The organism is Sulfitobacter guttiformis, from assembly GCF_003610455.1.
In the GTDB taxonomy this organism is placed as follows: Bacteria; Pseudomonadota; Alphaproteobacteria; order Rhodobacterales; family Rhodobacteraceae; genus Sulfitobacter; species Sulfitobacter guttiformis.
The window spans coordinates 1,801,358-1,825,613 of the sequence record NZ_RAQK01000001.1 but is presented as its reverse complement, the minus strand read 5'-3'; the positions used below and the strand labels follow the sequence as shown (position 1 = coordinate 1,825,613).

Sequence of the window (24,256 nt, the reverse complement as noted above, 5' to 3'; positions counted from 1 at the left end):
GGATCAGCCTCCGGTCAAGGCCATGGCAATACCCACATAGAGCGGGATGCCAATGGTCAGGTTAAAGGGAAATGTCACCCCCAGCGACAATGTCAGGTACAAAGAGGGGTTCGCTTCGGGTAGGGCCACACGCATCGCTGCAGGCACCGCGATATAGGACGCCGAAGCAGATAGGACCATCATAAGTGCCACCCCTCCGGAGCTAAGCCCCAGCATCAAACCGGCACCGAGACCAAAGAGCGAGCCCACAAGCGGCATCACAACCCCGAAGGCCAATACACCGCGCGTCAGGATACCGCCTCCGCCGCGCAACCCTCGTCCAGCGACCAGCCCCATATCGAGCAGGAACAGGCATAAAACGCCCTTGAACGGATTTACAATAAAACTCGAGATCTCCTTGAGCCCCTGCTCGCCCGTGATCCAACCGATGGCGAACGCCCCTACCAGAAGAACAATTGATCCGTTGAGCATGATTTCCCGCATCAGCGTGCTGTCCATCCCCTTTGAGTCCGCACCACCGCCACGTGAAATGAGCCAGAGCGCAGAAAGGATGGCAGGGGCTTCCATCGCCGCCGCGACCGCAACCATATAACCTTCGGAAGGTATGCCACGCCCCTCCAGAACGGAGGTCGCAGCAACAAATGTCACGATCGAGATCGAGCCATAATGTGCGGCAACAGCTGCGGCATCAAGTCGGCTCATCTTTGTCATCACCTGCAACAGGCCAAAAGCAATAACCGGCAGCAACGCTGACAGGACCACTCCTGCCAAGAGCGTAAATCCAAGGCGTGCATCCAGCCCGTAAGACGCAACACTCGCACCGCCTTTGAAGCCGATAGCAAACAGCAGGTAGATCGACATACCCTTTGCCACCGCTTCGGGTATGTTCAGATCCGAGCGGGCAAGTGAAGCCAGTAGGCCCAACACAAAGCTGAGAATGATCGGCGAGAGCAGGTTTTGCCCTGCGAGGCTTAAGAATTCAGACATTCAATTCTCCGGTGTAGAATATTAGGGTCAACTGCTTGACCCTATACCGGCTCGAACAGATCTGTGGCAGGGCTGTAATACTCCAGACTGCCCTCGCCGATGTCCGTCCACATGCCATGCAACGTGAGCGCACCCGAGGTCACTTTCTCTGCCAACCACGGGAACGTCATCAGATTTTCGAGCGAAATCATGACCGAGTGCTTTTCCAGTTGGCGCAACTGCTCCGACTGATCGTCAATATCTTTTACCAACTCGTATTTCGGGCGCAAGATATCCATCCATCGCCCGACAAAGCTGTCTTTTGCATCAAGCTCGGGTGCGTGACCAGCGCACATATTCAGGCAGCCCTGAACGCCACCACAATTGGAATGGCCCAACACAATCACATGCGCCACATGCAGAACCTGCACGGCGTATTCAACAGCAGCAGAGGTGCCGTGCTGCGCGCCATCCGGCTTGAACGGCGGCACGAGGTTGGCAATATTTCGGTGAATAAAAAACTCTCCCTGATCCGCACCAAAAATCGCCGTAACGTGCACACGGCTGTCGCAACACGAGATAACCATTGCGCGGGGATGTTGGCCGTCTGTCGCCAGCTTGTGATACCACGCCCTGTTTTCAGCGTATGTCGTGGCTTTCCAGCCATGATATCGCTGCAACAGGTAGTTCGGTAGGGGCTTCGCCTCTTTCATGGAACGAGGTCTCCTGAAAATTGTTCGCCCACAGTTAGACTGAATTATAACCGAATTCGAGCGAAAACACCCGATACCAGCAACCATTTGAAAACCCCTGCCCGCCATAAGGATTTCAGCCGTGGGGGCACACATAGGGGTGAGAGATGAGTTATATTGTAAATATCCGCTTGGCGGAGCCTGTTCAGCTCGATCAGGTGCGGTTGGGAACGCTTTATGCTCAACTGGGGGAGACCGGCGCAGGCCATGTCATTTCGCGCGCGATGGAGGAACTTGCTGTGCGACTCGAGCAATGCGAGACGCTTTGGCGGGCCAGCAACCGCATACAGCTTCGCAAGCACGCGCGCTCGCTTATTGCAATTTCGGACCAGATAGGGATGCACCGTTTGGCGCAGGTCGCGCGGGACGTGACCGACTGTATCGATGCCGAGGACGAGGTAGCAATCGCCGCCACCCTTTCGCGCATGTTGCGCACCGGTGAGCGGTCATTATCTGCGATATGGGCAATGGAAGATCTCAGCATCTGAGGCGGCTTGCGGCGGGGGCTGTATCGGATAGGTTCGGTGGAAATTCCATTGAGAGGTCCCGCGCCCCATGTCTTTACGTTTTGCCCCCGCCGCGTCTGATGCAGTCGCCCTTCATGTCATTCCGCAGGAGGACGCGGCGGCGTGGATAAAGACGCTACCAGAAGCCACGGCAGCATGGGCGCAGGCCAGCGGGTTTACCGGTGCAATCGGCCAAACGCTCTCCCTACCCGCCACCGCCGAATGGCCGGCGCTTGCGGCTGCGGGATACGGCAACGCTGCCACTCGCAAGCGGGGCCGCTTTGCGCTAGCAGCTGCAGCGGTAAAATTACCCAAAGGAACCTACCGGATTGCCGGAGGTATTTCCGATGACCAGCTCGAGATCGAAGCGCTTGGCTGGTTGCTCGCGAGCTACCGCTTTGACCGCTACAAAACCATTGCGCCGATGGAGGCATATCTGGTTGCGCCTGATGGCGTGGACGTGGCGCGTATCGAGGCGATTGCAAACGGTGAGGCATTAACGCGGACCCTGATCAATACTCCTGCATCGGATATGGGTCCGCCCGATCTGGAACAAGCGGCGCGCGACCTTGCGGCGCAGCACGACGCGCGGATAGAAGTGACCGTCGGCGACGATCTGCTCGCTGCCAATCTGCCAATGATCCACGCTGTTGGACGTGCGGCAGACCGTGCTCCCCGCCTGATTGATATGAGGTGGGGCGATACTGGTCCTACGCTCACGTTGGTGGGCAAAGGTGTCTGTTTCGACACCGGCGGGCTCAACCTTAAACCCGGAGCATCAATGGGCCTGATGAAAAAAGATATGGGCGGTGCCGCCGCTGTTCTGGGACTTGCCCATATGATCATGGCGACAGGCGCCCGCATCCAGCTGCGCGTGCTGATCCCGGCTGTCGAAAATTCGGTCGCGGGCAATGCCTTCCGACCACAAGATATCCTCACCTCCCGTAAAGGTCTGACGGTCGAAATTAACAATACAGATGCCGAAGGGCGTCTGGTGTTGGCCGATGCCCTGACACTCGCTGATGAAGGAAAGCCGGATCAGATCATCTCGATGGCGACCCTCACAGGGGCTGCCCGCGTTGCCGTCGGCCCCGATCTCGCACCATACTTCAGCGACAATCCGCAATTTGTTGCGGCGCTTGAGGCATCGGCGGAAAACGTGGCTGATCCGGTTTGGCGTCTGCCTTTTCATGATCCTTATGAAGCGATGATCGAACCAGCCATTGCAGATCTGGACAATGCCCCCTCTGGTGGGTTCGCAGGCTGCATTACTGCGGCTCTTTTTTTGCGCCGCTTTGTGACAGGTAGCAACTACGCACACTTCGACATATACGGCTGGCAACCCGTTGCCGCGCCTGCGCGTGCCAAGGGTGGCGTGGGCCAAGGCACCCGCGCGTTACTGGACGCACTCGACAGGATATTGACAAAATGACCCACCCCCGACTGACCCCCGATCCCGACTTTTCCGGCCTGAACGAAGACGCCCAGATCGGGCGCGGGGTGGTGAACCTGCTGCGGAAACCGAACGGGGCACGTGATCGCCAGCTGCTGCTGGGTGCCGAAGTGAAAGTTTTGTGGCGGCATGAAGGCTGGGCATATGTTCAATCCGCTGCTGACGGTTATTGCGGATTTGTCGGCATCGCCTCCTTGAGCAAGCCGCAAAAGCTGACCCATAAAGTCAGCGCACCGGCAAGCCACGGGTATCAAAATGCGGCGTTCAAATCCATCGACCGCAGCGCGATGAGCCACGGTAGTCTGCTCGCAGCACTCGACGAGAAAGATGGATTTATCCAGACCACGCACGGTTTCGTTCCGCTCCAGCATATCACCGCAATTGACGACTTTGCCGATGATCCAGCCGACATTGCATCGCTCTTCGCGGGAACGCCGTATTTGTGGGGCGGAAACAGCAGGTGGGGCATTGACTGTTCGGGTTTGGTTCAGGCGGCCTGTGCGGCCTGCGGCATCCCCTGCAGCGGGGACAGTGATATGCAGGAAGCTGCACTCGGCACATTGATCGAGGACGAATCACATCCACAGCGCAATGATTTGCTATTTTGGAAAGGGCATGTAGCACTGGTATGGGATGAGGAGACGCTTATCCATGCCAATGCGCACGCTATGGCCGTCGTGTTCGAGCCTATTCAAGAGGCGATCGACCGCATCGCGCAGAGTGATGGCGCAATAACCTCACACCGCAGACTGCCAAGCCGCGGATGATTAAGCTACATCTTGGCCAGAATGGATGGAAAAGGGGGCTACTCGACCACCCGTATCAGTTTCCGCTCAAGCACGCGCAGCACGGATTTAAGTTCGTGCCCGCGCTTTAGCACCTGACCGTTCGGACCGAGGACCGCATATTCGCCCTGCTTTGTCCGCAGCTTGGGCCGTTTTTCGATCCGGTATAACGGCATTTCCGCCGTGCGCCGGAATACCGAAAATACCGCAACTTCGCGCAGGAGCGAAATGCCATAGTCACGCCATTCACCCGCTGCTACCATTCTGCCGTAGAGCGACAGGATTATCGACAACTCGGTGCGGTGGAACGCGACCTGCTCGGCGGGGCGCTGCGCCATCCCAGCGCCGGACTGTTTTGGGAGAGTTGGAATATTCATACTTCAGGATGTGCCACCACAGCCGCGCAAATCAAGCCCCAAGCATCAAATTGCTTGATTGCGTTACAGATGAACGTATAAATTTAAAATTATGAAACACATATAGGTGCATCCATGACTCCACAGGCGCGTGCTACAAAAGCTGCCGAAGCGATGCTGGCAGCGGATATCGCCTCCCGCAGCCTTGGGATGCAAATCACTCAAATTGCGCCAGGTGCGGCAACGCTGACAATGCGGGTGAGTGATAAGATGCTTAACGGTCATGGGATCTGCCATGGTGGTTATATTTTCACGCTCGCAGACAGCGCTTTTGCTTTTGCCTGTAACAGTTACAACCGCCTGACCCTCGCACAGCAGAACCAGATCACTTACATCTCGCCAGGTAAAGACGGCGAAATGCTCACCGCGACAGCATCGCAGACAGCACTCAGCGGTCGTTCGGGCGTCTATGATGTCATGGTCACCGGCGAGGACGGTCGGACGGTCGCCACGATGCGCGGCCTGTCCCGCACGATCAAGGGGCAGCTATTTATCGAAGACGGAGAGCTGGCATGAAAGACCTGACACCCGCCCGCAGCACACTGGACCCCATCGAAATAGCAAGCCGCGACGAGATCAGTGCGCTACAACTGAAGCGCCTAAAGTGGTCGCTGCGCCATGCATATGACAATGTACCATTCTACAAGAACAGCTTTGATTCCGCTGGCGTACATCCTGATGATCTGCACGATCTAAGCGATCTGGCAAAGTTTCCGTTCACTGTGAAAACAGACTTGCGCGACAATTATCCTTTCGGAATGTTCGCCGTCCCACAAGACCAGGTCAAGCGTATCCATGCCTCGTCGGGCACAACGGGGCAGCCGACGGTTGTCGGCTATACTGCCAATGATCTTGAGAACTGGGGGAATGTAGTCGCACGGTCCCTGAGGGCGGCGGGAATGTGCCCCGGGGATATGCTGCACAATGCCTATGGCTACGGCCTGTTTACCGGCGGTATGGGCATCCATCTGGGTGCAGATGCGCTGGGCCTTTCTACCGTACCGATTTCCGGGGGCATGACTCCGCGACAGGTTCGCCTGATCGAGGATTTCAAGCCGAAGGGCATTACCGTGACTCCCTCCTACGCGTTGTCCATTCTGGACGAGTTCAACGCCCAAGGCCTTGATCCGCGCGATTGCTCGCTTCAGGTCGGCATCTTCGGGGCAGAGCCTTGGACCAACGCCATGCGACTGGAGATCGAGCAGGCGTTCGACATGCATGCCGTGGACATTTACGGCCTGTCCGAAGTAATGGGCCCCGGTGTCTCGATGGAGTGTGTCGAAAGTAAAGACGGCCTACACATCTGGGAGGATCATTTCTATCCCGAGATCATCAATCCTGAGACGGGTCAGGTGGTGGCCGATGGCGAGCAGGGGGAACTGGTGTTTACTTCCTTGACCAAAGAAGCGTTCCCGATCATCCGCTACCGCACCCGCGATCTGACGCGGCTACTTTGCGGTACGGCCCGCAGTATGCGGCGGATGGAAAAGGTGACAGGTCGGAGCGATGACATGATCATCCTGCGCGGCGTCAACGTATTTCCAACCCAGATTGAAGAACTACTCATGCAGATCGATGCACTTTCTCCTCACTTCCAGATCGAGCTAACGCGCCCTGACCGCATGGACCAGATGCGCATTCTGACGGAGATCGCAGATGCAGGTGTGCAGCTCAGCGCCCGCAGTGATGCCGCGTCGCATCTCTCAGCACTGGTCAAGCAGTCCGTCGGCATAAGCGTGAAGATCGACGTGGGCGACATCGGCGCGGTCCCCCGTTCGGAGGGGAAAGCCGTCCGAATTCTGGACAAACGGCCAAAAACCTAACCGCAGGTAATCGCCACGATATTATCCGTCGCATCGAGCGCTACATTCAGGCGTGTCGGAATGAAATCAGTGGTGACGGCATCGTTCGGCCCTACAAGGCGCTTTGGCTCAGGCAGAACCAGCGCGGACGCCGCATCACGCCCGACCAGCCCCTGATGGGCGGCAGCATTGCACGTGTCAGGCCCTGCTGCCGTCGCAGGCGCGGTGACAGGGCCTGAACCTTTCACTGCGCCACATCCTGCTAAAAGCAGTCCTGCAAAAATCATCACTCTCATCTGCCATACCTCGCTAAAAATGTATCTACTGCATTGTCCACTACACGGTCTATCTCCGCAGGTGTTGCTTCCTTTATAACGCCAAACAGCAACTCCATCCACAGCCCTGCCTTGCACAACTCGCCGAACTGGTCAGCTGCCATGATATAGTCCTCGATCGCCAATTCGTTGCGCGCACAGGCCTGCTCAAAATAGGCGGCCAATTCGCGGCGCAAAACCGCTGGACCAGACTCGTAAAAGCGGCGGCCCAATTCAGGAAAGCGGTCAGTTTCCGCCACACAAACGCGAAACATCTGCAGCCCGAACTTACTCGTCACAAAGCCAAGAAAATGCCTGCCGGTATCACTCAAAACCTTGCGGGGCGGCGCTGTGCGGTCAATCGTGTCCAACGCAGCACTTGCTTGACGCTGGCACTCGATGTTCGCAACTTCGATGAAAAGCAGCTGCTTATCGGAGAAGTATTTATATAGCGTCGCCTTGGAAACTTGGGCCGTACGGGCGATATCATCCACGCTCGCCCCCTCAAACCCCTCTGTCATGAACACCTTTCGCGCACCCGCCAATACCTGATCATACTTGCGGCCGCGGTGAATGGAATCCTTTCGTTGGGCGATAGGTTTTGGCATGTCAGCTCCACTTGGACAGAGCGACAACCTATAAACTGATCGGTTCACTTCCAAGCGCAAACGACCAACTCCAATTTTTCCTAGCGGATTTTCACCTACACCGCTATCTGTGGCCGCATGTTGGCGATCTTCCTCAAAACACTTCCATTTTTCGCGCTTATCGGTCTGGGGTACTGGGCGGGGCGCACGCGCTTTTTCACAGCCGAGGCAACGGCGTATCTGACAAAGTTTGTATTCTACTTTGCCCTCTCTGCGATGCTTTTCAACTTTTCCGCAAACCTGTCACTGGCAGAGGTCTGGGACGCCCGCCTTGTAGCCGCTTATCTGTGGGGCACCGCCTTCGTCTATGGCATCGCAACACTGGTCTGCTATTTTCGCGGCATCAATGTCGAAGTCACGGCGATAGAAGCACAATGCGCGGTGATCGGGAATGTCGGTTTTTTGGGTGTCCCGATGTTGACCCTGCTTCTGGGCGCGGAGGCGATCGGCCCTGTCATGCTGGCGCTAGCCGTTGATCTTATTGTGTTTTCCTCGCTTATTGTGATCCTGATTACCGGATCCCGCGATGGCAGAATGAGTCTGGCGATCTTGCGGACAGTTGGCCTTGGACTAATTAAAAATCCGATGATCGTATCGATCACGCTGGGCCTTTTGTGGTCAGGTCTGCAAATCCCGATTCCCGCCCCCATGAATGAATTTCTGGCCCTGCTAGGAGCTGCTGCAACCCCCGGTGCGCTGTTCGCCATCGGCGCTTCGTTGGCTTCCAAATCCGCTGAGCGCATCTCGGTTGCCGGTTGGCTCAGCTTTTGCAAACTGGCGCTGCACCCCGTCTTTGTCGCCTTTGGGTGCTTTGTCCTCTTCAAGGTAGAGCCATATCAGGCCACGGTGATTATCTCGGCTGCGGCCCTACCGGTGGCAGGGAACGTTTATATTCTTGCGCAGCATTACGGCGTCGCACCCCAGCGCGTATCGGCAGCGATCCTTGTCTCGACCACGCTCAGCATCGTTTCAGTGAGTTTATGGATCGCGTGGCTAACAGGCGGCTAAAGACAAACTCGACCCTTGCCCCGCCGCCCTGCCCTCGGTAGCCATAATCAATCTCTAAAAGGAGCCTCTCATGGAAACCCTCTCGTCCAATGCCTGCTTTGGCGGCACGCAACATGTGATCACGCATTCCTCAGACAGCTGTGCCTGCGATATGACCTTCGCGCTGTTCTTGCCTGCGGAGGCAAAAGACGGCCCTGTACCGGTGCTGTGGTTTTTGTCCGGTCTCACCTGCACACATGAGAACGCAATGGTAAAAGCAGGCGCACAAAGCTGGGCCGCAGAGCAAGGTATCGCGCTGGTATTCCCAGATACATCGCCGCGCGGCGCCGGCGTGGCAAATGACGAAGCCTATGATCTGGGCCAAGGAGCGGGCTTTTACGTAAACGCGACTCAAAATCCGTGGCAGCCGCATTTTCAAATGTGGACTTATATCGCGGATGAACTGCCTGCGCTTCTGGCTGAACATTTCCCACTCGATATGACCCGTCAGGCCATCACCGGTCACTCTATGGGAGGGCATGGCGCGCTTACACTGGCAATGACATACCCTGACCGCTTCACTTCTGTCTCTGCGTTTGCACCCATTGCGCATCCCACGGCCAGTGATTGGGGCCGTAAACAGCTCACGGCCTATCTGGGCGCGGACGAGAGTACGTGGAGCGCACATGACGCAACGCTGTTGATGCAGGCAAAAGGATTTGATGGACCAGTACTGATTGATCAAGGCACCGAGGACCAGTTCCTCGATCTGTTGCAGCCCGAAGCGCTGAGCGCCGCAATGGCAAAGCGCCGCCAGAACGGTATATTTCGCATGCAACCTGGCTATGACCATAGCTATTTCTTCATCGCTACATTCATGGAGGATCATGTGACCTTCCATGCTGATGCCCTGTGGTCCCTATGACAGCCGTCTACATTGATGCAGATGCCTGCCCCGTCAAGGATGAGGCAGAGCGTGTGATCACACGCCACAAGATCAAGATGTATATGGTGTGCAACGGCGGCTTACGCCCCTCCCAGAACCCTTATGTAGAGAATATCATCGTCCCGGACGGGCCCGATGTGGCTGACATGTGGATCGCAGAGCGCGCAGGTGTGGGCGATGTCGTTGTAACGGGGGATATTCCACTGGCCGCCAGATGCGTGGAAGCCGGTGCGCGGGTTATCAAACACAACGGAGAGGCGTTGACACAAGCCAATATCGGTAACGTGTTGGCCACCCGTGATCTGATGACCGATTTGCGTGCTGCAGATCCCTTCCGGCAGGGCGGTGGGAAAGGCTTTACAAAGGCCGACAGGTCGCGCTTTCTGGAGGCGCTGGAGCGTGAAATCAGGGCAGCATCAAGACTGAAATAGACGGAATAAAACAATAATTCCGCAGCGCGTTGAAAGGTAGAACATGACCCCGAAGGCAGTGGTCTTTGACATTGGCAATGTGCTCATCGAATGGCAACCGGAGCGGTATTTCGACAGCCTTATCGGTGAGGTGCAGCGACGCGCATTGTTTACTGACGTTGATCTGCACACCATGAACGACCGCGTTGACAGTGGAGAAAATTTCACGAGCGTCCTGTTGGAAACCGCGGCCTCCTTCCCTCTGTGGAGTCACGAGGTCAACCACTGGCACGACAACTGGCTCGCAATTGCCTCCCCTGTGATTGAACATTCCGTACGGTTAATGGCAGCGTTACAAGGAAAAGGAGTGCCTGTCTTCTCCCTGACCAATTTCGGGATTGAAACTTACGCAATAGCCGCAACCAAATACCATTTTCTGCACGGGTTTGACCGTGATTTTATTTCTGGTCACATGGGCGTGGTAAAACCTGACCCGCAGATTTACCAGATGCTGGAAGCTGGTTCTGGCCTGTCCGGTGACGCATTGCTCTTTGCCGATGACCGTCCCGAAAATATCGCAGCGGCGTCCATGCGCGGCTGGCAGACCCATCTATTCGAGACCCCGCAGGGCTGGGCCGACAGGTTGGTCGCAGCAGGCTTACTCAACAAGGAAGAGGCGCAATGACCAACATCCCTTTCATCCCCTTTGTTGACGGTGAAAAACTGCTCGACTGGATCGCACTTACCGATGCTTTGGCAGAGGGTCATTTGAAGCCCAAGGCCGAGATTGGCGATACATTCCTTTACCGTGACCCCGATACGCTTCTCAGCCGCGCCGCGTGGATTGACGGTATGGGCATGGCCGTAAAATCTGCCACTGTGTTTCCGCGCAATACCGCACAGGGCAAACCCAACATCAACGGCGGTGTGAGCCTGTATTCGGATACCGATGGCACGCTGGAGGCAATCATCGACTTCCATCTGGTGACTAAATGGAAGACGGCTGGCGATAGCCTTCTTGCGGCGCGGCGTCTGGCCCGCAAGGATGCAAAACGTATCCTGCTGGTCGGTGCAGGTACTGTGGCGCACTCCCTTCATGCGGCCTACTCCGCTGCATTCCCTGACGCGACATTCACCGTCTGGAGCCGCACCAGGGCGAGTGCAGAAGCCTTTGTCGCCACCTTGCCCGATGTCAGCGTTGAGAGTGATCTGGAAACCGCCGTGCGGGGGGCCGAAATTATTGGAAGTGCGACAATGACAACCGCGCCGCTGATCAAAGGCGCGTGGTTGCAGGCGGGTCAGCACCTTGACCTGATCGGTGCCTACCGCCCCGACATGCGGGAGGTCGACGACGAAGCGCTTCAACGCGCGCGACTGTTTGTTGACAGTTTTGACACTACTTTGGGTCATATAGGCGAAATTAAAATTCCGTTGGAGGCCGGTGCGATTACCCGCGATCACGTTATTGCAGACTATTACGATCTGGATGCGTTTACCCGCCGCTCAGATGACGAGATTACGATTTGCAAGAACGGCGGCGGTGCGCATCTGGACCTGATGACCAGCCGCTATATTCTCGACCAATGGCGTAAATCGGGCGCGTGATCTGGCTCTTTCTTCTGGTCGGCAGCATCGCTGTTACCCCGTTTTTAATCGAACATTACCGAGCGCCTATGAGTGACGGGCGCCGTGGCTCTGCACCCGGCCAGTTTGCGGAGCTGTCGCAGGGGGTTACCCACTTTCACCTTCGTGGAAAAGCAGAGGGGCCGTTGATCGTCTGTGTGCATGGTCTCACAACACCCAGTTTTGTCTGGGCGCTATTGGCAAAAGGGCTGACGGCCAAAGGGTATCGAGTTCTGACCTATGACCTTTACGGGCGCGGCTATTCGGACAGGCCGGATGCCTTGCATGACAAGGGTTTTTTCAATCAACAGCTTGTTGATCTGCTGGCATATCTGGAAATCGAACACCCGTTTCACCTCATTGGATATTCGATGGGCGGAGCCATTGCAGCGGGGTTCGCAGCCGCCTGCCCCGAACGGGTACGGCGGCTGGTGCTACTGGCGCCTGCGGGTATGGCTCGGGCAGACAGCCCCTTGATCAATTTTATCCGTGACCGCGGAATTGCCGGTCTGTGGCTCATGCTGGCAATCTATCCGCAACAGCTTCGCCGTGGCATACGCAAAGAGCAAAAGCAGGGTTCTGTCCCGTGCGAAGTATCCGAAGGTCAAGAGGCTCAGCTTTTGTTCAAGGGCTTTGTCCCTGCTATCCTGTCCAGCCTACGGGGCATTTTACGCAGCCCGATGGAGGGCGAGCACATGGCGCTGCGCCACAATGGGCTGCCTGTGCTGGCGATCTGGGGGGCCGAGGATGCAGTTATACCCTCCAGCGCTATCGGGTACCTTGCCGCGTGGAACCGCGATGTCATCCATGAAGTGATTGATGACGCAGGGCATGGTCTTCCCTATACGCATACCGATCAAATCCTGTCACACATCACCGCATTTCTACCCGTGCCCGAAGGCGATGATTGGGGGCATGACACCTGATCAAGCCGGCTGAAAGCGGACAGGCCTTTCCCGCACCGGCAGATGCACAATCGCGCTGAACGCCCCGACCGCAACGCCGATCCACCACACAGTGGTATAGGTGCCATAAGCGTCATACATCCGCCCGCCCAACCAAACGCCCGCAAAACTGCCCAACTGGTGGCTAAAGAAGATGATCCCGTAAAGGGTGCCCATATAGCGCAGCCCGTAAATATGCGCGATGAGACCAGAAGTGAGCGGCACGGTCGCCAACCACAAAGACCCCATTGCGACCGAAAAGATAATCACGCTTAGCGGTGTAATCGGCATCAGGATAAATACTGCAGCAACAGCAGTCCGCGCAGTATAGATCCCCGCCAGCAGATATTTTTTCGAGTACCGCTTGCCCGCCCAACCAGCCAGCAGTGTGCCCCCCACGTTCGCCGCCCCGATGAGGGAGATGGCAACAGCACCCAATGCAGACGTCGTAGTGATGCCCATGTTATGCAGCGCACTACCTGCCAGAATGGGCCCACACAACTCTGTCACGAAGGCGGGGAAATGCGCAGTGATGAAAGCAAGCTGATAGCCACAAGAGAAAAATCCGAGGAAGATAAGCGTGTAACTGGGGTCTTTAAAGGCGCGCAGCAGGATGGTGCCCATCGCTTCTCCCAGCTCGTTGCGGTTGGCCTGTACCGGCGCTCGCATGAAAGGCAGCGTTAGGATCATTGACAAGATCGCAGCAGCAAAGACACAAAACACCGTCTGCCAGCTCATGATACCTAAAAGGTACTCCGCCAAGGGCGCGCCAAAGATTTGGCCCGCGCTTCCCGCCGCGGTAACCACAGCCAGCGCCATCGACCGGTTGTCATCGGAGGCCGCACGCCCGACCACCGCCAGAATTACGCCAAATCCTGTGCCTGCGATTCCGAATCCCACAAGCCACGCATAGGTCTGATGGGCGATCGGTGTCTCGGACCCTGCGGACAGGATAAGGCCCAGCGCATAAATAACTGCGCCAAAGATGATCGCCTTACGGTCGCCGATTTTCTCTGCCATCGCGCCAAAAATGGGCTGACCGATGCCCCACGCAAGATTTTGTATCGCAATTGCCAGCGAGAATTCGGCGCGCAGCCAACCATACTCCTCCGCAATCGGGATCTGGAATACCCCGAAGGACGCGCGGATTGCAAAACTGACCATAATGATCGCACAACCGACGATAAGTACTGGTGAAAAGAGAGGTGATTTTTGCATGGTCCGGCTCCGGCATATCCAAAAAGTAATGTGCCGGCAGATATGTGCGCGTCAACCGGATGATTGTGTGCACACACTTTCCAACCGCGCCGCTTGAGCGTAGGAAAAGCGCCATGACAAATCTGCGCACACAATACGACCGGATGATTGCCGAAGGCACACTGCGTCCCGACGCAGCGCAAGAAGCGCTGATGCCGGAGTTTGACCGCATCCGCGACGCCCTTTTGCAGCCCGTGAAGAAGGGCCTTTTCCGCAAGGCTCCAGAACCGCCAAAGGGGCTATACCTTTGGGGCGGTGTAGGGCGGGGCAAATCCATGCTTATGGATATGTTTGTTAACAACCTCGACGGCATTCCGGCACGGCGCGTGCATTTTCATGCCTTTATGCAAGAAATTCATGCTGCGATGCATGAGGCCCGCAAAACCGGTGTCGATGATGCAATCGCACCCGTTGCCAAAGCAGTGAGCAGTTCCGTCCGCCTTCTGGCGTTCGATGAAATGCAAATCACGGACATCACGGATGCCATGATCGTTGGTCGTCTGTTCGAAGCGCTGTTTGCGGACGGTGTTGTGGTAATCACCACCTCAAATCGTATTCCCGACGACTTGTACAAACACGGATTGAACCGCGATCTTTTTGTCCCGTTCATTGAGATGATCAAACAAAAGATGGTGGTGCACGAACTGGCAAGCCCGACCGATTACCGTCAGGACCGACTGTCGGGCAGCCCTTCCTACTTTACGCCAGTCAATGCAGAGAGCCGTGAAGCGATGAATGCGGTCTGGAAGGATCTGGCCGGAGGTGAAGCAGGGCCGCTGACCCTGCGTGTGAAGGGCCGCGATGTGATACTGCCGATGTTCCGCAATGGCGTAGGCCGTGCGAGGTTTCATGCCCTTTGCGGACAGCCCTTGGGCGCTGCGGATTATCTCGCGATTGCCGAGGCGGTAAAAGTGCTGATGCTCGACGATATTCCGTCCCTTGGCAGGACCAATTTTAACGAGGCAAAGCGTTTTGTGACACTGATCGACGCTTTGTATGAGGCACAGGTCCAGTTGATCTGTTCGGCGGCTGCGGAACCAGAAATGCTTTATCTCGAGGGCGAAGGCACATTCGAATTCGAGCGCACCGCGTCGCGCCTTCGTGAAATGCAAAGCGATGACTGGTCAAAAGCCTAGTTGCCTTTGAACGTTCCCGTCAAACCTGAGGCGCGACGGGACACCTCGCTGTCGCCAGTTTCGGGATGATAGGGAGCCGACTGGCCTAACAAGGTCCACGCGCCCAGACCCATAATCACCAATGCAATTCCGCAAACAATCAATTGACGGAGCGCGGATGGTCGAGGCGCAGGCGTCATAAGATGCGGTTTGGTCGACTTGGGCTGCATGCTCGGTCCTCGGGTTTTTCCGTTTGAGTGCACTGATTTACACCCGCCGGTATTCCCATCTTCCTATTCCGGCACATGACCTTTCGTCAATCAGCGTCATCTGTATTGTGTGCTGTTCAACCGTTGTGCCGCAATATGTTGCCTGCAAGATACAGAGACCCGCAGATAAGGATGCGCCCATGGGGTGCCTGCCCTACAATATCGCGAAGCGCGGTTGCGGCATCGGGCGCTTCAAAAGCTGTAATCCCAACAGATTGAGCGGCTTGCGCCGTTGTCGCGGCGGGCAGTGTTGCCGCCTCACCCGGAATGGATACAGCATGCAAAGCTGTTACATGCTGCGCGAGAGGGCGCAGATACCCTTTGATGTCCTTGGTATTGAGCATCCCGCAGATAAGATAAGTCGGGACTTTTGGCATCTGTTCCAGCACAGCAGCCAGCGCGTGCCCCGCAGCAGGGTTATGACCGCCGTCGAGCCATAGCTCGGCTGTTTCCGCGGCATCTACCAGCGGACCCTTCTTGAGCCGCTGCATGCGGGCAGGCCAATAGGCCTGCGTGACCGCGCCTTCACAGGCGGTTGCATCGAACCCCAAGGTACGCAGAACAGCGATGGCCCCGCCAGCGTTCTGTACCTGATGCAAGCCGGGCAAATTGGGCATCGGCAGATCAAGCAATCCCTGTTCGTCTTGATAGATCATGCGACCGCCTTCGACATTTGCATGCCAGTGCTGGCCATAAACACTCACCGGGGCCATATGGCGCGCGGCAGTTGCTTCGATCACGGCAAGCCCTGCCTCCTGCTGCGGACCAACGATACAAGGCACACGGCGTTTGATAATGCCTGCCTTCTCGCCTGCAATTTCGGGAAGTGTCTCACCTAGATATTGCTGATGGTCCAGATCAACAGGCGTTATCACCGTTACCACGGGATTTTCTATAACGTTCGTCGCGTCGAGCCGCCCTCCCAGACCAACTTCCAGCAACGTGTAATCCGCAGGAGTTCGCGAAAAAGCCAAAAGCGCGGCGCAGGTCGTAATCTCAAAATAGGTAATGCTGTTGGAGCCATTGGCTGCATAACATTCGTCCAGCACCTGCGTCAGCGCCTCTTCGGAAATGAGTTCTCCTGCCAGCCGTATCCGCTCATGAAACCGTGCGAGGTGCGGCGACGTGTAGGCGTGGACGGTCTTCCCTGCTGCCTCCAGCCCCGCACGGATCATCGCCTGCGTCGAGCCTTTGCCATTGGTGCCGGCAATATGGATTACAGGCGGCAGGCTGTTCTGCGGATTGCCCAGCGCCTCGAGTAGTCGGAGCATTCGGTCAAGCGTCAGGTCGATAATCTTGGGGTGCAGCGCCATCATCCGCTCGAGGATGAGGTCAGAAGTTTGAGTGCTCATGGCGGGATCGCTTTGTACTGGTGGGGTGGACGTGCTGATGCAGTCTATTTGGGGGCCTCGGGGATAGGCATATCCGCGGTCTCGGCCTCTGTCATTTCGTGGGGTATCTCGGCGGGTGGCGGCAAATCGCCCCGTACCGCAGGTGGCAGACCCATCAGCATACGGGTGATGGTGATCAATTCGTTGCGCATCTCGGTGCGCGGGGTGACGCGGTCCAGCATCCCGTGCTCGAGCAGATATTCGGCGCGCTGGAACCCTTCAGGCAGCTTCTCGCGTATCGTCTGCTCGATCACACGCGGACCGGCAAAACAAATCAGGGCGTTCGGTTCTGCAATATGTACATCGCCCAACATCGCATAGCTGGCAGTGACACCACCAGTTGTCGGGTGGGTCAACACAACAATATACGGCAGGTCCGCTTCCTTGAGCATCTGCACCGCAACGGTCGTGCGCGGCATCTGCATCAAGCTCAAAATACCCTCCTGCATGCGTGCGCCACCAGCAGCAGAAAACAGGATCAGGGGACGTTTCAGTTTGACGGCCTCTTCGGCGGCGGCAATTATCGCATTGCCAACGTACATCCCCATGGAGCCGGCCATGAAGCTGAAGTCCTGTGCACAGGCCACGATCGGAGTGCGCCCGATTTCGCCCGATACCACAAGCATCGCTTCGTTTTCTTCGGTGGCTTTCTGCGCAGCGCGCAGGCGCTCCGGATATTTCTTTTGATCACGAAACTGGAGCGGATCGACGGTAGGCGCGGGCACCTTCACCTCGGCGAATATGCCACCATCAAACAGCGCCGTAAAACGCTCACGGGCAGTGATGTACATATGGTGGCCGCAATTGGTGCAGACGTTCAGATTGTCGCTGACCTCACGGTGAAACAGCATTGTGCCGCATTCTTCGCACTTCGTCCAAAGGTTCTCGGGTGTTTCGCGGCGCGAGAAGATCGAATTGATCCGCGGACGGACATAGTTGTTGATCCAGTTCATATCGCGACCTCTTTACGTTACGCCTTGCCATCAAATAAGGGGCGCGCGCGGGAATTGCAATCAGCGGCGAAGGGCCAGCCGAGCTGCAAGCCAGCTCACAATCATCATTGCAAAATCAACAGGCAACCATTCGCGCAGCGCTTGTGTGTCTGTCATCCCGAATGGCGTATGAAACAATGACAACCCTCCAAGGCTGTCGGGGAGCGCAGTGATGAGGAGTGCGGTCACGTTATTCACAAAATGGACCGCAATCGCAGGACCAATGCTGCCCGAACGCGCTGTCAGATCCGCCATCAACATGCCGAACAAACCTGCCCATACCACGATCATAACAGCGTTCTCGCCCGCTTCTGCGGGCTGGTAATGGCCTACAGCGAACAAGACAGAAGGCAAAACCATCCAGACAAGCGGGGAGCGAAAACGCGCACCAAGTTGCTGCTGAAGGTAGCCGCGAAAGAATATCTCTTCCGCGCTGATCTGGACGAATACAGCCACAAGCGAGATTGGCAGAAGAAGCGCCCAAAGCCCCAAAGCAAGGTTAGGCACCAGATCACTGCCAAATCCATAGGGCGGCAGCACTAAGATCAACAGACCCAGAACAACCATCGCCCGCAAAACCGAGAAGAACTGTGGCACTGCGAGGATCATTGGGCCGAAAACTGTCAGCGCACTGCGCTTATGAACAAATTTAACTACGATAAAGACACTGGCGCTGATCAGTCCAAAGCTTGCCAGCAGCACATACATCGCCAGCGGCGTGTCCCCCGCCATTAACTCGCCCTGAAATCCAGGGCGGTAGCGGGTAAGCTCGGAGATGGCCTGATTAAAGAAAAGTGCGAGTGGTATGTAGACACCAACCATTGCAACCAGACCCAGCAAGGTCCACCATAGCTTCGCCTGAGGTTCAGCCACTTTGGTATGGAGCAGGTGCGCCCTGTAATCTGGCATCAGACCGCTCATTTCTTATCTCCGGGAGCACTTCGGGGTATGTCAATTTGCGCGTCGCGAATAACTTCTGCAGCACCATTGAGGTGGCCCGCCACGGTTTTTAGCAGGCTCATCAGAACATTTGTATCCGACTCGATCACCGATCGGAACTGATCGGCGCCGATGCGCAAAAATCGGGTATCCTCGACTGCTTTGAGGTTGGCCTGTCGCGGCTCTCGCAGAATTACAGCAAGATCTCCGATCACCCGCCCTGCTTCGACCGTCGAGATATGATGCTCTGCACCCTGTTTGTCGAGCATGCGTATCTCGGCCTTGCCAGAGAGACACAAGTACACAGCATCCGCAGTTTGCCCGGTGTCAAAAATCGCGGCTCCTGCAGGCGCGTCATACCACTGCGCAGCGAATGCCAGCAGTCGTTGCGCACGTGGCGCCAGCGTTGAGAACAAAGAATTCCGCTGGATCAGATTGAGCTTACGCCGCAGGTCATCGGAGATATTATCGGAACTGTCATGCTGGTCGGTGCTGTCCACGCCATCAATGCGGCCGTGGCTGATCTCGACGAACATATCATAGGTTTCGGGCGCATCGAACTGGTCATCCAGAAAGATTTGCGTGGTGTCGGGCATCAAATCACGAAGGCGTTCACGCGTGCTGCTCAGATCACTGCCACCCAACGCCTGATCAAAGACAATGATGTCGGGCCGCTTGATCGCGGCACGAGTGAAAGCGGCGCGCTCTTGAATGGACTGGGTCAGATTGCTTCCACCGATGGCTGTCGGAACATCAAAAACGAGGGTTGCAACCTGCGCACGCAGGTCGTGATCGCGCAGCACATCCGACACGGCATCGACCACCAGATCTGACTGCATCCCCGCCATCGCTGAAATGCGGCCATAGATGAGGTTCTCCAGCAAGGTCAGGCGGGGGAAATAATTCTCGGGCGCCATTGGAACAAACATTTCCCGCGACAGCTCGCGCAGCGCAGAGCCGCGATTGCGGCGGATATTTAGAATTTCATCCTTGAAGCTTTCGGGGAAAGCAGGACCAATCTGTTCTGCCGTGAAGGCAAATGGCACTGTGAGCAACAAGGCAAATTCTGCCTCGCTGAGCGCGCCATCGCCCTGTTTGCGCCGGCGTGTCGCGATATCGACCAACTGCTCGTAGAGGCCTTCCTCGATGTTGAGAGAGGTGAAAAGCGGATGGTTGGTACCGTCCATGCCGAATGTCTGGTGCAACGTCTCGATGAGGGTTTGCGAGATGGCGATGCCCTGCTCTGCCAAACCGTTTTCCGCAATCATTCCGATGAACGCTTTTTCCGACGCTAGCCCCTGCTGGCTGATGTCATAGCGCGGCGAGGCAAACAGAAGGTTGCCCCCCAATGGAATGGACGGGTTAAACTTGTCAGGATCAAAACGATACACCGCACGGTCGAGATTGCGCTCTTTGAGGGTCTCGTAGACCTTTGGCCGCAGCGCAACGAGAGAGCGGGTTAGCTCTTGATGCGTTTCTGCATCGATGCGGGTGCCCAGCATGCCACGGATGATCGGTTCGTCGGTATTGAGAATGCGGCTCAACTCGAACCACCACCCGTAGACATCCTCCATTGAGTTCAGGCCAGCGAGCGACGGATCGATCCATTCGGCGTGAAAACTATCCGGACTGTTTCCAGACTTACGCGCCTCGATACCTGCGCGGTCGCGCTTGTCGGGGTCCCATAACACGGTGCTGGGCGAGGTCCTCAGCGACATCAGAAGGTTGTCACCTATCGTGCCGTGAAACAGATAAGGCTGCGCGCGCACATATCCGATGCGCGCCGCGATCACCGCTTGATGCAGTGTGGCAATGTCCAGACCGCCCATGGTGACGGTTCCCCGCGTCGGCATCACCTCGCGGGTGAGCAGCTCCGAAAATGCGCGCCGCTCGGAGACCGATGACGTCTTAATCGCGACTTGCGCACCTTTCGGTATCTCCAGAGTAATGTCTTCCAGAACCACGCTGCCCTCTGAGCTGCGGACGAATACGTGCTGCAACTTGATATCCCCGACAAGATGCGGAATGTCTTGTGGCGTCCCTTCAAAAAGGCTTTCGTCGATCATGCCTGCGGGATCAAACCGCTCTGTCACGATCTCCCAGCGCAGGGCCATATCCTGTGTCTGGTTGTAATAATCGAGCAATTCTTTCCAAGGTGCGCTGAGGTCTTTATACGCGGCCAGAGCCGCCACCAGCGCACCCACGGTGATTTCGCCGCGAATGGCCAGAATGCCACCCACCAGATAGAAAAAGAACGGCGTCAACTGGGTGATGAAGTTATTGAGGAACTTCATAAAAAATTTCTTTTGGAAGATCTTGAAGCGGATGTCGAAAAGCCGCCCCAAACGGTCGGTGAAACCTGCCAGCCTGAAACGCCAACCGCCGTTGTTTCGTAGATCGTCAATACCTGCCGCCGTCTCGCCAATCTCGGCCGCCAGCATGCGCACCTCCTTGATACGGTCCTTGTTAAGCAGGTTAATCTGGCGCTGCAAAATCGGAATCACGTACGCTTGAAGCGGGATAAGGGCGACACCCGCCAGACCGAACCAGAAGGATTGCAGGAAGAGAAACACCACAATAATGATCATCTGGCCTGCCTGAAAAACGGGCTGTGCGATGAAATCTCCCATCAGCCCGCCCATTGGTTCGGCTTCGGAGGTAACCATGCTTACCAGTTCCCCCTGCGAGGTGTTCTGGAAATACCGTTTTGGGAACCGCATCATCCGCGAAATCAGACCGAAACGGAAGCGGCGCAACAAGCGCTCTGCCGTGACGCCCTTCATCGTGTTCAACCGCATCTTCAGCAGGCCATGCACCAAAACAGCCCCAAGATAGCCAAGGCAGAGTGCGGTTAAAAACTGGATCTGGCTCAGCTCGATGCCAAAGGCGCTTACCATCGGGCCCTCGGCACCGATCGCGTCGTTGATGATCCGCTTTGGCAATTCGAGCGTGGCGTAAAGAAGCGGGAAGGTGAGAATTGTCACCACTAATAAAACCAGCTGCTCGCGCTTGGAGTATTTCCAGATAAAGGCGAACAGACTACGGTCCATGGGTGGGCTTTCTTCGAGGGCGGTTCGCGCAAACTATGCTGCGCGCCGCCGTATTACAACGCTTAGAAAACATAGCCCGTGTCCGCGGCTTTCACATGTTAATGAACTGCGCGCCGGCTTTACCACATCGAGTTTCCACGCCGCGCCGGGTGTCACCCCCGATATGTCGCTCCAAATTCGGGTCACCTCGTCAGGACTTGCAACGCGATTGCAGCTGCTCCGCACTGCAAAAGCTTGCAGCAACCCCTCTGCACCATTATGCCGTTTCAAAAGAATTCTATGCAGGAGCGCCGTTTCATGTCCACCAATCCCCGTTTCGACAAATCCAAACTGCCCAGTCGCCATGTCACCGAAGGCCCTGCGCGGGCGCCGCATCGCTCTTACTACTACGCGATGGGCATGACGGAAGAGGAGATCCATCAGCCGCTGGTGGGCGTGGCCACCTGCTGGAACGAGGCGGCACCGTGTAACATCGCGCTCAACCGTCAGGCGCAATCGGTCAAGATCGGCGTAAAAGCCGAGCAGGGCACCCCGCGCGAATTCACCACCATCACCGTCACCGACGGTATCGCCATGGGCCACGAGGGGATGCGCTCCTCCCTCGCCTCCCGTGAAGCGATTGCCGACACTGTTGAGCTTACAATGCGCGGCCACTGCTATGATGCAATTGTTGGCCTCGCCGGCTGTGACAAATCCCTGCCGGGTATGATGATGGCGATGATCCGCCTCAACGTACCGTCTGTGTTTATGTACGGCGGGTCTATCCTGCCGGGTCGCGCGCCAAAAGGCTCCGACGTGCCTGCAAACTTCGCAGACCGTGACCTGACGGTTCAGGACATGTTCGAGGCTGTCGGCAACTGGCAGAACGGCACATTGTCCGAGGCAGCGCTTGAAGTGCTTGAACGGGTTGCGTGCCCGTCTGCCGGCGCGTGCGGTGGTCAATTCACGGCCAACACAATGGCCTGTGTGGCCGAGGCCATCGGCCTTGCGCTGCCCAATTCCTCCGGCGCGCCTGCCCCCTACGAGAGCCGCGATGAATATGCGATTGCATCCGGTAAGGCCGTGATGAACCTCATTGAGAAGAACATCCGCGCCCGTGACATCTGCACGCGGCAGGCATTCGAGAACGCGGCGCGCATTGTGGCCTGCACAGGCGGTTCCACCAACGCGGGTCTCCACCTGCCTGCCATGGCCCATGAAGCAGGGATTGATTTCTTCCTCGAGGACGTCTGCGACATTTTCCGCGACACGCCGCATTTCGTTGATATGAAACCGGGTGGCGCCTATGTGGCGAAGGATCTGTACGAAGCGGGCGGCGTGCCTGTCGTGATGCGCGAATTGCGCAAGGCAGGCCTCATCCATGAAGACTGCATGACCGTCACCGGCTATTCCATGGGTGAAGAGCTGGACAAGGTTGCCCGCGATGCAGACGGTAAGGTGATTCACGCGATCACCAATCCGATTAGCAAAACCGGCGGCGTTGTGGGCCTTAAAGGTAACCTCGCACCCGAAGGTGCCATCGTGAAAATTGCCGGCATGTCGGATGAAGATATCGTGTTCACCGGCCCCGCGCTGGTATTCGAATGCGAACAGGATGCGTTCGAGGCCGTGCAGAACCGCACCTATTCCGAGGGCGACGTATTCGTGATCCGTAACGAGGGCGCGCGCGGCGGTCCAGGCATGCGCGAAATGCTTGCAACGACGGCAGCACTGTCGGGACAAGGCATGGGCAAGAAGGTAGCACTGATCACCGATGGCCGTTTTTCAGGCGCGACACGCGGGTTTTGTGTGGGCCATGTAGGCCCCGAGGCTGCGCTTGGTGGTCCGATCGCATTGCTCAAAAACGGCGATATGATTACCCTCAATGCGATTACCGGCTCGATCTCTGTTGATCTGTCGGACGAAGAGTTGGCAGCCCGCAAGGCGGCGTGGTCCGGCCCACGAGAGACGATCTATGCCTCCGGCGCACTTTGGAAATACGCACAACTGGTCGGCCCGACTTATCTCGGGGCCGTCACGCATCCAGGCGCCAAGAAAGAGCGTCATGATTACATGGACCTCTAGGCCCCTCGGAGCGCTCGGCATTATTTCAATGCTGAGCGCTTGCGACGCTTCCAATACGAGCGGCACCATACTAGCTAACCTTGTGCCACCCGAAGATGCCGCGCTTCCCGCAGTACCCCTTACCCAAGCAGTCATGATGCGTGGCAATGTAACTCTGGTACCGCCGGCGGGCTATTGCATCGACCCTGACAGCCTCAGCCAGAGTTTCGCGCTGATGGCGCGCTGTGATAATCTCGGAGCAGCGACCGGAGGGGAGGGGGCGCCCGCAGGTGTGCTTTCCGTAAGTCTCGCGCGCAGCAGTGCGGACACCCCTCTTCCGACCGCGCAAGACCTTGCAAAAGCGGCAGGTGTCGCAACGCCCCGTGAAACGCGGCAAAGTAATTCTAGCATTATATTCAAAACAACTGGTCCCGCTCCCGCAGGGGGCTTGTCTCCGCATCACTGGCGCTCTGTTGCGCAGGTCGGCAACTTTATAATGTCAGCAAGCCTTTTTGGCCCCATCGACAAGCGCGCCGTATCCGAAGAAGGCGCTACCGTGCTGGAAGAAATGATCAGCCGCACATCGGACAAGACCAAAGCAGGCTAACAGATTACCACGCTTGCGTGCCGGTGCGCATGCGTGGCATCG

25 protein-coding genes are annotated in these 24,256 nt (G+C 56.8%); 14 read left to right on the top strand and 11 right to left on the bottom strand.

Going from position 1 to position 24,256, the window contains the following annotated elements; translation table 11 throughout:
* Positions 1 to 3: 3 nt before the first annotated feature.
* Positions 4 to 987, bottom strand: coding sequence for a sodium-dependent bicarbonate transport family permease (locus tag C8N30_RS09010; RefSeq protein WP_025064177.1), 984 nt, complete (start codon positions 985 to 987; stop codon positions 4 to 6).
* A gap of 41 nt (positions 988 to 1,028) precedes the next feature.
* The gene (locus C8N30_RS09005; protein ID WP_025064176.1) at positions 1,029 to 1,679 is read right to left on the bottom strand and encodes a carbonic anhydrase; all 651 of its coding nucleotides are present in this window, start codon (positions 1,677 to 1,679) and stop codon (positions 1,029 to 1,031) included.
* A gap of 146 nt (positions 1,680 to 1,825) precedes the next feature.
* On the opposite strand from C8N30_RS09005, the gene C8N30_RS09000 reads away from it, so the two are divergent.
* The 3 genes from C8N30_RS09000 (at position 1,826) to C8N30_RS08990 (ending at position 4,444) form a co-directional block, all read left to right on the top strand.
* Entirely contained in the window at positions 1,826 to 2,206 is a 381-nt protein-coding gene (locus C8N30_RS09000; RefSeq protein ID WP_025064175.1) for a hypothetical protein, read from the top strand.
* A gap of 67 nt (positions 2,207 to 2,273) precedes the next feature.
* Complete coding sequence (locus C8N30_RS08995) at positions 2,274 to 3,656, top strand: leucyl aminopeptidase family protein (RefSeq protein WP_025064174.1); 1,383 nt, start codon at positions 2,274 to 2,276, stop codon at positions 3,654 to 3,656.
* On the top strand, positions 3,653 to 4,444 hold the full coding sequence (locus tag C8N30_RS08990) for a C40 family peptidase (RefSeq protein WP_025064173.1): 792 nt from the start codon (positions 3,653 to 3,655) through the stop codon (positions 4,442 to 4,444). Before C8N30_RS08995 ends, C8N30_RS08990 begins: the two co-directional genes overlap by 4 nt.
* Before the next feature lie 38 nt (positions 4,445 to 4,482).
* On the opposite strand, the gene C8N30_RS08985 is transcribed toward C8N30_RS08990, so the two are convergent.
* Positions 4,483 to 4,800, bottom strand: coding sequence for a DUF2794 domain-containing protein (locus tag C8N30_RS08985; RefSeq protein WP_120222846.1), 318 nt, complete (start codon positions 4,798 to 4,800; stop codon positions 4,483 to 4,485).
* Between the two features lie 153 nt (positions 4,801 to 4,953).
* Between C8N30_RS08985 and paaI the strand changes: the two genes are divergently transcribed.
* Positions 4,954 to 5,394, top strand: coding sequence for a hydroxyphenylacetyl-CoA thioesterase PaaI (gene paaI / locus C8N30_RS08980; RefSeq protein ID WP_025064171.1), 441 nt, complete (start codon positions 4,954 to 4,956; stop codon positions 5,392 to 5,394).
* A complete protein-coding gene (gene paaK / locus C8N30_RS08975; RefSeq protein WP_025064170.1) occupies positions 5,391 to 6,701 on the top strand; it encodes a phenylacetate--CoA ligase PaaK in 1,311 nt (436 codons plus the stop codon). Before paaI ends, paaK begins: the two co-directional genes overlap by 4 nt.
* Here paaK and C8N30_RS08970 read toward each other — a convergent pair.
* Both C8N30_RS08970 and C8N30_RS08965 read right to left on the bottom strand, forming a co-directional pair.
* On the bottom strand, positions 6,698 to 6,976 hold the full coding sequence (locus C8N30_RS08970) for an I78 family peptidase inhibitor (RefSeq protein ID WP_025064169.1): 279 nt from the start codon (positions 6,974 to 6,976) through the stop codon (positions 6,698 to 6,700). The genes paaK and C8N30_RS08970 overlap by 4 nt on opposite strands.
* Positions 6,973 to 7,602 carry a TetR/AcrR family transcriptional regulator gene (locus C8N30_RS08965; protein ID WP_025064168.1) on the bottom strand — a complete coding sequence of 210 codons (630 nt, stop codon included), beginning with the start codon at positions 7,600 to 7,602 and terminating at the stop codon, positions 6,973 to 6,975. The genes C8N30_RS08970 and C8N30_RS08965 overlap by 4 nt, the downstream gene beginning before the upstream one ends.
* 117 nt (positions 7,603 to 7,719) lie before the next feature.
* Between C8N30_RS08965 and C8N30_RS08960 the strand changes: the two genes are divergently transcribed.
* From C8N30_RS08960 to C8N30_RS08935, 6 genes are all read left to right on the top strand, one after another.
* Positions 7,720 to 8,649: an AEC family transporter gene (locus C8N30_RS08960; RefSeq protein WP_025064167.1), complete on the top strand. Its 930-nt coding sequence runs from the start codon at positions 7,720 to 7,722 to the stop codon at positions 8,647 to 8,649.
* Positions 8,650 to 8,719: 70 nt separating this feature from the next.
* Entirely contained in the window at positions 8,720 to 9,553 is an 834-nt protein-coding gene (fghA, locus tag C8N30_RS08955; protein ID WP_025064166.1) for an S-formylglutathione hydrolase, read from the top strand.
* Entirely contained in the window at positions 9,550 to 10,005 is a 456-nt protein-coding gene (locus C8N30_RS08950; RefSeq protein ID WP_025064165.1) for a YaiI/YqxD family protein, read from the top strand. The genes fghA and C8N30_RS08950 overlap by 4 nt, the downstream gene beginning before the upstream one ends.
* A gap of 43 nt (positions 10,006 to 10,048) precedes the next feature.
* On the top strand, positions 10,049 to 10,669 hold the full coding sequence (locus C8N30_RS08945; protein ID WP_025064164.1) for an HAD family hydrolase: 621 nt from the start codon (positions 10,049 to 10,051) through the stop codon (positions 10,667 to 10,669).
* Positions 10,666 to 11,589, top strand: a complete 924-nt coding sequence (locus C8N30_RS08940) for an ornithine cyclodeaminase family protein (protein WP_025064163.1) — start codon at positions 10,666 to 10,668, stop codon at positions 11,587 to 11,589. The genes C8N30_RS08945 and C8N30_RS08940 overlap by 4 nt, the downstream gene beginning before the upstream one ends.
* Complete coding sequence (locus C8N30_RS08935) at positions 11,586 to 12,533, top strand: alpha/beta fold hydrolase (RefSeq protein ID WP_025064162.1); 948 nt, start codon at positions 11,586 to 11,588, stop codon at positions 12,531 to 12,533. Before C8N30_RS08940 ends, C8N30_RS08935 begins: the two co-directional genes overlap by 4 nt.
* On the opposite strand, the gene C8N30_RS08930 is transcribed toward C8N30_RS08935, so the two are convergent.
* Positions 12,534 to 13,769 (bottom strand): MFS transporter, encoded by a 1,236-nt coding sequence (locus C8N30_RS08930; protein WP_025064161.1) that lies wholly within the window; start codon positions 13,767 to 13,769, stop codon positions 12,534 to 12,536. It lies immediately after the preceding gene.
* Positions 13,770 to 13,882: 113 nt separating this feature from the next.
* On the opposite strand from C8N30_RS08930, the gene zapE reads away from it, so the two are divergent.
* The gene (gene zapE, locus C8N30_RS08925) at positions 13,883 to 14,944 is read left to right on the top strand and encodes a cell division protein ZapE (RefSeq protein WP_025064160.1); all 1,062 of its coding nucleotides are present in this window, start codon (positions 13,883 to 13,885) and stop codon (positions 14,942 to 14,944) included.
* Here the strand turns inward: zapE and C8N30_RS08920 are convergent.
* The 5 genes from C8N30_RS08920 to C8N30_RS08900 all read right to left on the bottom strand — a co-directional run bounded on the left by C8N30_RS08920 (position 14,941) and on the right by C8N30_RS08900 (position 21,564).
* Complete coding sequence (locus tag C8N30_RS08920) at positions 14,941 to 15,153, bottom strand: hypothetical protein (protein WP_025064159.1); 213 nt, start codon at positions 15,151 to 15,153, stop codon at positions 14,941 to 14,943. The genes zapE and C8N30_RS08920 overlap by 4 nt on opposite strands.
* Positions 15,154 to 15,269: 116 nt before the next feature.
* Positions 15,270 to 16,544, bottom strand: coding sequence for a bifunctional folylpolyglutamate synthase/dihydrofolate synthase (locus C8N30_RS08915; protein ID WP_025064158.1), 1,275 nt, complete (start codon positions 16,542 to 16,544; stop codon positions 15,270 to 15,272).
* Between the two features lie 44 nt (positions 16,545 to 16,588).
* Positions 16,589 to 17,536, bottom strand: coding sequence for an acetyl-CoA carboxylase, carboxyltransferase subunit beta (accD, locus tag C8N30_RS08910; RefSeq protein WP_025064157.1), 948 nt, complete (start codon positions 17,534 to 17,536; stop codon positions 16,589 to 16,591).
* A gap of 60 nt (positions 17,537 to 17,596) precedes the next feature.
* Positions 17,597 to 18,496 (bottom strand): CPBP family intramembrane glutamic endopeptidase, encoded by a 900-nt coding sequence (locus C8N30_RS08905; RefSeq protein ID WP_025064156.1) that lies wholly within the window; start codon positions 18,494 to 18,496, stop codon positions 17,597 to 17,599.
* Positions 18,493 to 21,564: an ABC transporter transmembrane domain-containing protein gene (locus tag C8N30_RS08900; RefSeq protein ID WP_025064155.1), complete on the bottom strand. Its 3,072-nt coding sequence runs from the start codon at positions 21,562 to 21,564 to the stop codon at positions 18,493 to 18,495. The genes C8N30_RS08905 and C8N30_RS08900 overlap by 4 nt, the downstream gene beginning before the upstream one ends.
* Before the next feature lie 297 nt (positions 21,565 to 21,861).
* Here C8N30_RS08900 and ilvD point away from each other — a divergent pair, with 297 nt between their 5' ends.
* Positions 21,862 to 23,628: a dihydroxy-acid dehydratase gene (gene ilvD, locus C8N30_RS08895; protein ID WP_025064154.1), complete on the top strand. Its 1,767-nt coding sequence runs from the start codon at positions 21,862 to 21,864 to the stop codon at positions 23,626 to 23,628.
* Positions 23,609 to 24,214 carry a hypothetical protein gene (locus C8N30_RS08890; protein ID WP_147419686.1) on the top strand — a complete coding sequence of 202 codons (606 nt, stop codon included), beginning with the start codon at positions 23,609 to 23,611 and terminating at the stop codon, positions 24,212 to 24,214. The genes ilvD and C8N30_RS08890 overlap by 20 nt, the downstream gene beginning before the upstream one ends.
* The last annotated feature ends 42 nt before the right edge of the window (positions 24,215 to 24,256 follow it).

Coding starts and splice junctions, on each gene's coding strand:
- accD (WP_025064157.1), bottom strand. CDS start 17,536: ATGAACTGGATCAACAACTATGTCCGTCCGCGGATCAATTCGATCTTC.
- C8N30_RS08985 (WP_120222846.1), bottom strand. CDS start 4,800: ATGGCGCAGCGCCCCGCCGAGCAGGTCGCGTTCCACCGCACCGAGTTG.
- C8N30_RS08970 (WP_025064169.1), bottom strand. CDS start 6,976: ATGAGAGTGATGATTTTTGCAGGACTGCTTTTAGCAGGATGTGGCGCA.
- C8N30_RS08915 (WP_025064158.1), bottom strand. CDS start 16,544: ATGAGCACTCAAACTTCTGACCTCATCCTCGAGCGGATGATGGCGCTG.
- paaK (WP_025064170.1), top strand. CDS start 5,391: ATGAAAGACCTGACACCCGCCCGCAGCACACTGGACCCCATCGAAATA.
- C8N30_RS08920 (WP_025064159.1), bottom strand. CDS start 15,153: ATGCAGCCCAAGTCGACCAAACCGCATCTTATGACGCCTGCGCCTCGA.
- C8N30_RS09000 (WP_025064175.1), top strand. CDS start 1,826: ATGAGTTATATTGTAAATATCCGCTTGGCGGAGCCTGTTCAGCTCGAT.
- C8N30_RS08890 (WP_147419686.1), top strand. CDS start 23,609: ATGATTACATGGACCTCTAGGCCCCTCGGAGCGCTCGGCATTATTTCA.
- C8N30_RS08940 (WP_025064163.1), top strand. CDS start 10,666: ATGACCAACATCCCTTTCATCCCCTTTGTTGACGGTGAAAAACTGCTC.
- C8N30_RS08990 (WP_025064173.1), top strand. CDS start 3,653: ATGACCCACCCCCGACTGACCCCCGATCCCGACTTTTCCGGCCTGAAC.
- zapE (WP_025064160.1), top strand. CDS start 13,883: ATGACAAATCTGCGCACACAATACGACCGGATGATTGCCGAAGGCACA.
- C8N30_RS08930 (WP_025064161.1), bottom strand. CDS start 13,769: ATGCAAAAATCACCTCTCTTTTCACCAGTACTTATCGTCGGTTGTGCG.
- C8N30_RS08965 (WP_025064168.1), bottom strand. CDS start 7,602: ATGCCAAAACCTATCGCCCAACGAAAGGATTCCATTCACCGCGGCCGC.
- C8N30_RS08960 (WP_025064167.1), top strand. CDS start 7,720: ATGTTGGCGATCTTCCTCAAAACACTTCCATTTTTCGCGCTTATCGGT.
- ilvD (WP_025064154.1), top strand. CDS start 21,862: ATGTCCACCAATCCCCGTTTCGACAAATCCAAACTGCCCAGTCGCCAT.
- fghA (WP_025064166.1), top strand. CDS start 8,720: ATGGAAACCCTCTCGTCCAATGCCTGCTTTGGCGGCACGCAACATGTG.
- C8N30_RS09010 (WP_025064177.1), bottom strand. CDS start 987: ATGTCTGAATTCTTAAGCCTCGCAGGGCAAAACCTGCTCTCGCCGATC.
- C8N30_RS08905 (WP_025064156.1), bottom strand. CDS start 18,496: ATGAGCGGTCTGATGCCAGATTACAGGGCGCACCTGCTCCATACCAAA.
- paaI (WP_025064171.1), top strand. CDS start 4,954: ATGACTCCACAGGCGCGTGCTACAAAAGCTGCCGAAGCGATGCTGGCA.
- C8N30_RS08950 (WP_025064165.1), top strand. CDS start 9,550: ATGACAGCCGTCTACATTGATGCAGATGCCTGCCCCGTCAAGGATGAG.
- C8N30_RS09005 (WP_025064176.1), bottom strand. CDS start 1,679: ATGAAAGAGGCGAAGCCCCTACCGAACTACCTGTTGCAGCGATATCAT.
- C8N30_RS08900 (WP_025064155.1), bottom strand. CDS start 21,564: ATGGACCGTAGTCTGTTCGCCTTTATCTGGAAATACTCCAAGCGCGAG.
- C8N30_RS08995 (WP_025064174.1), top strand. CDS start 2,274: ATGTCTTTACGTTTTGCCCCCGCCGCGTCTGATGCAGTCGCCCTTCAT.
- C8N30_RS08945 (WP_025064164.1), top strand. CDS start 10,049: ATGACCCCGAAGGCAGTGGTCTTTGACATTGGCAATGTGCTCATCGAA.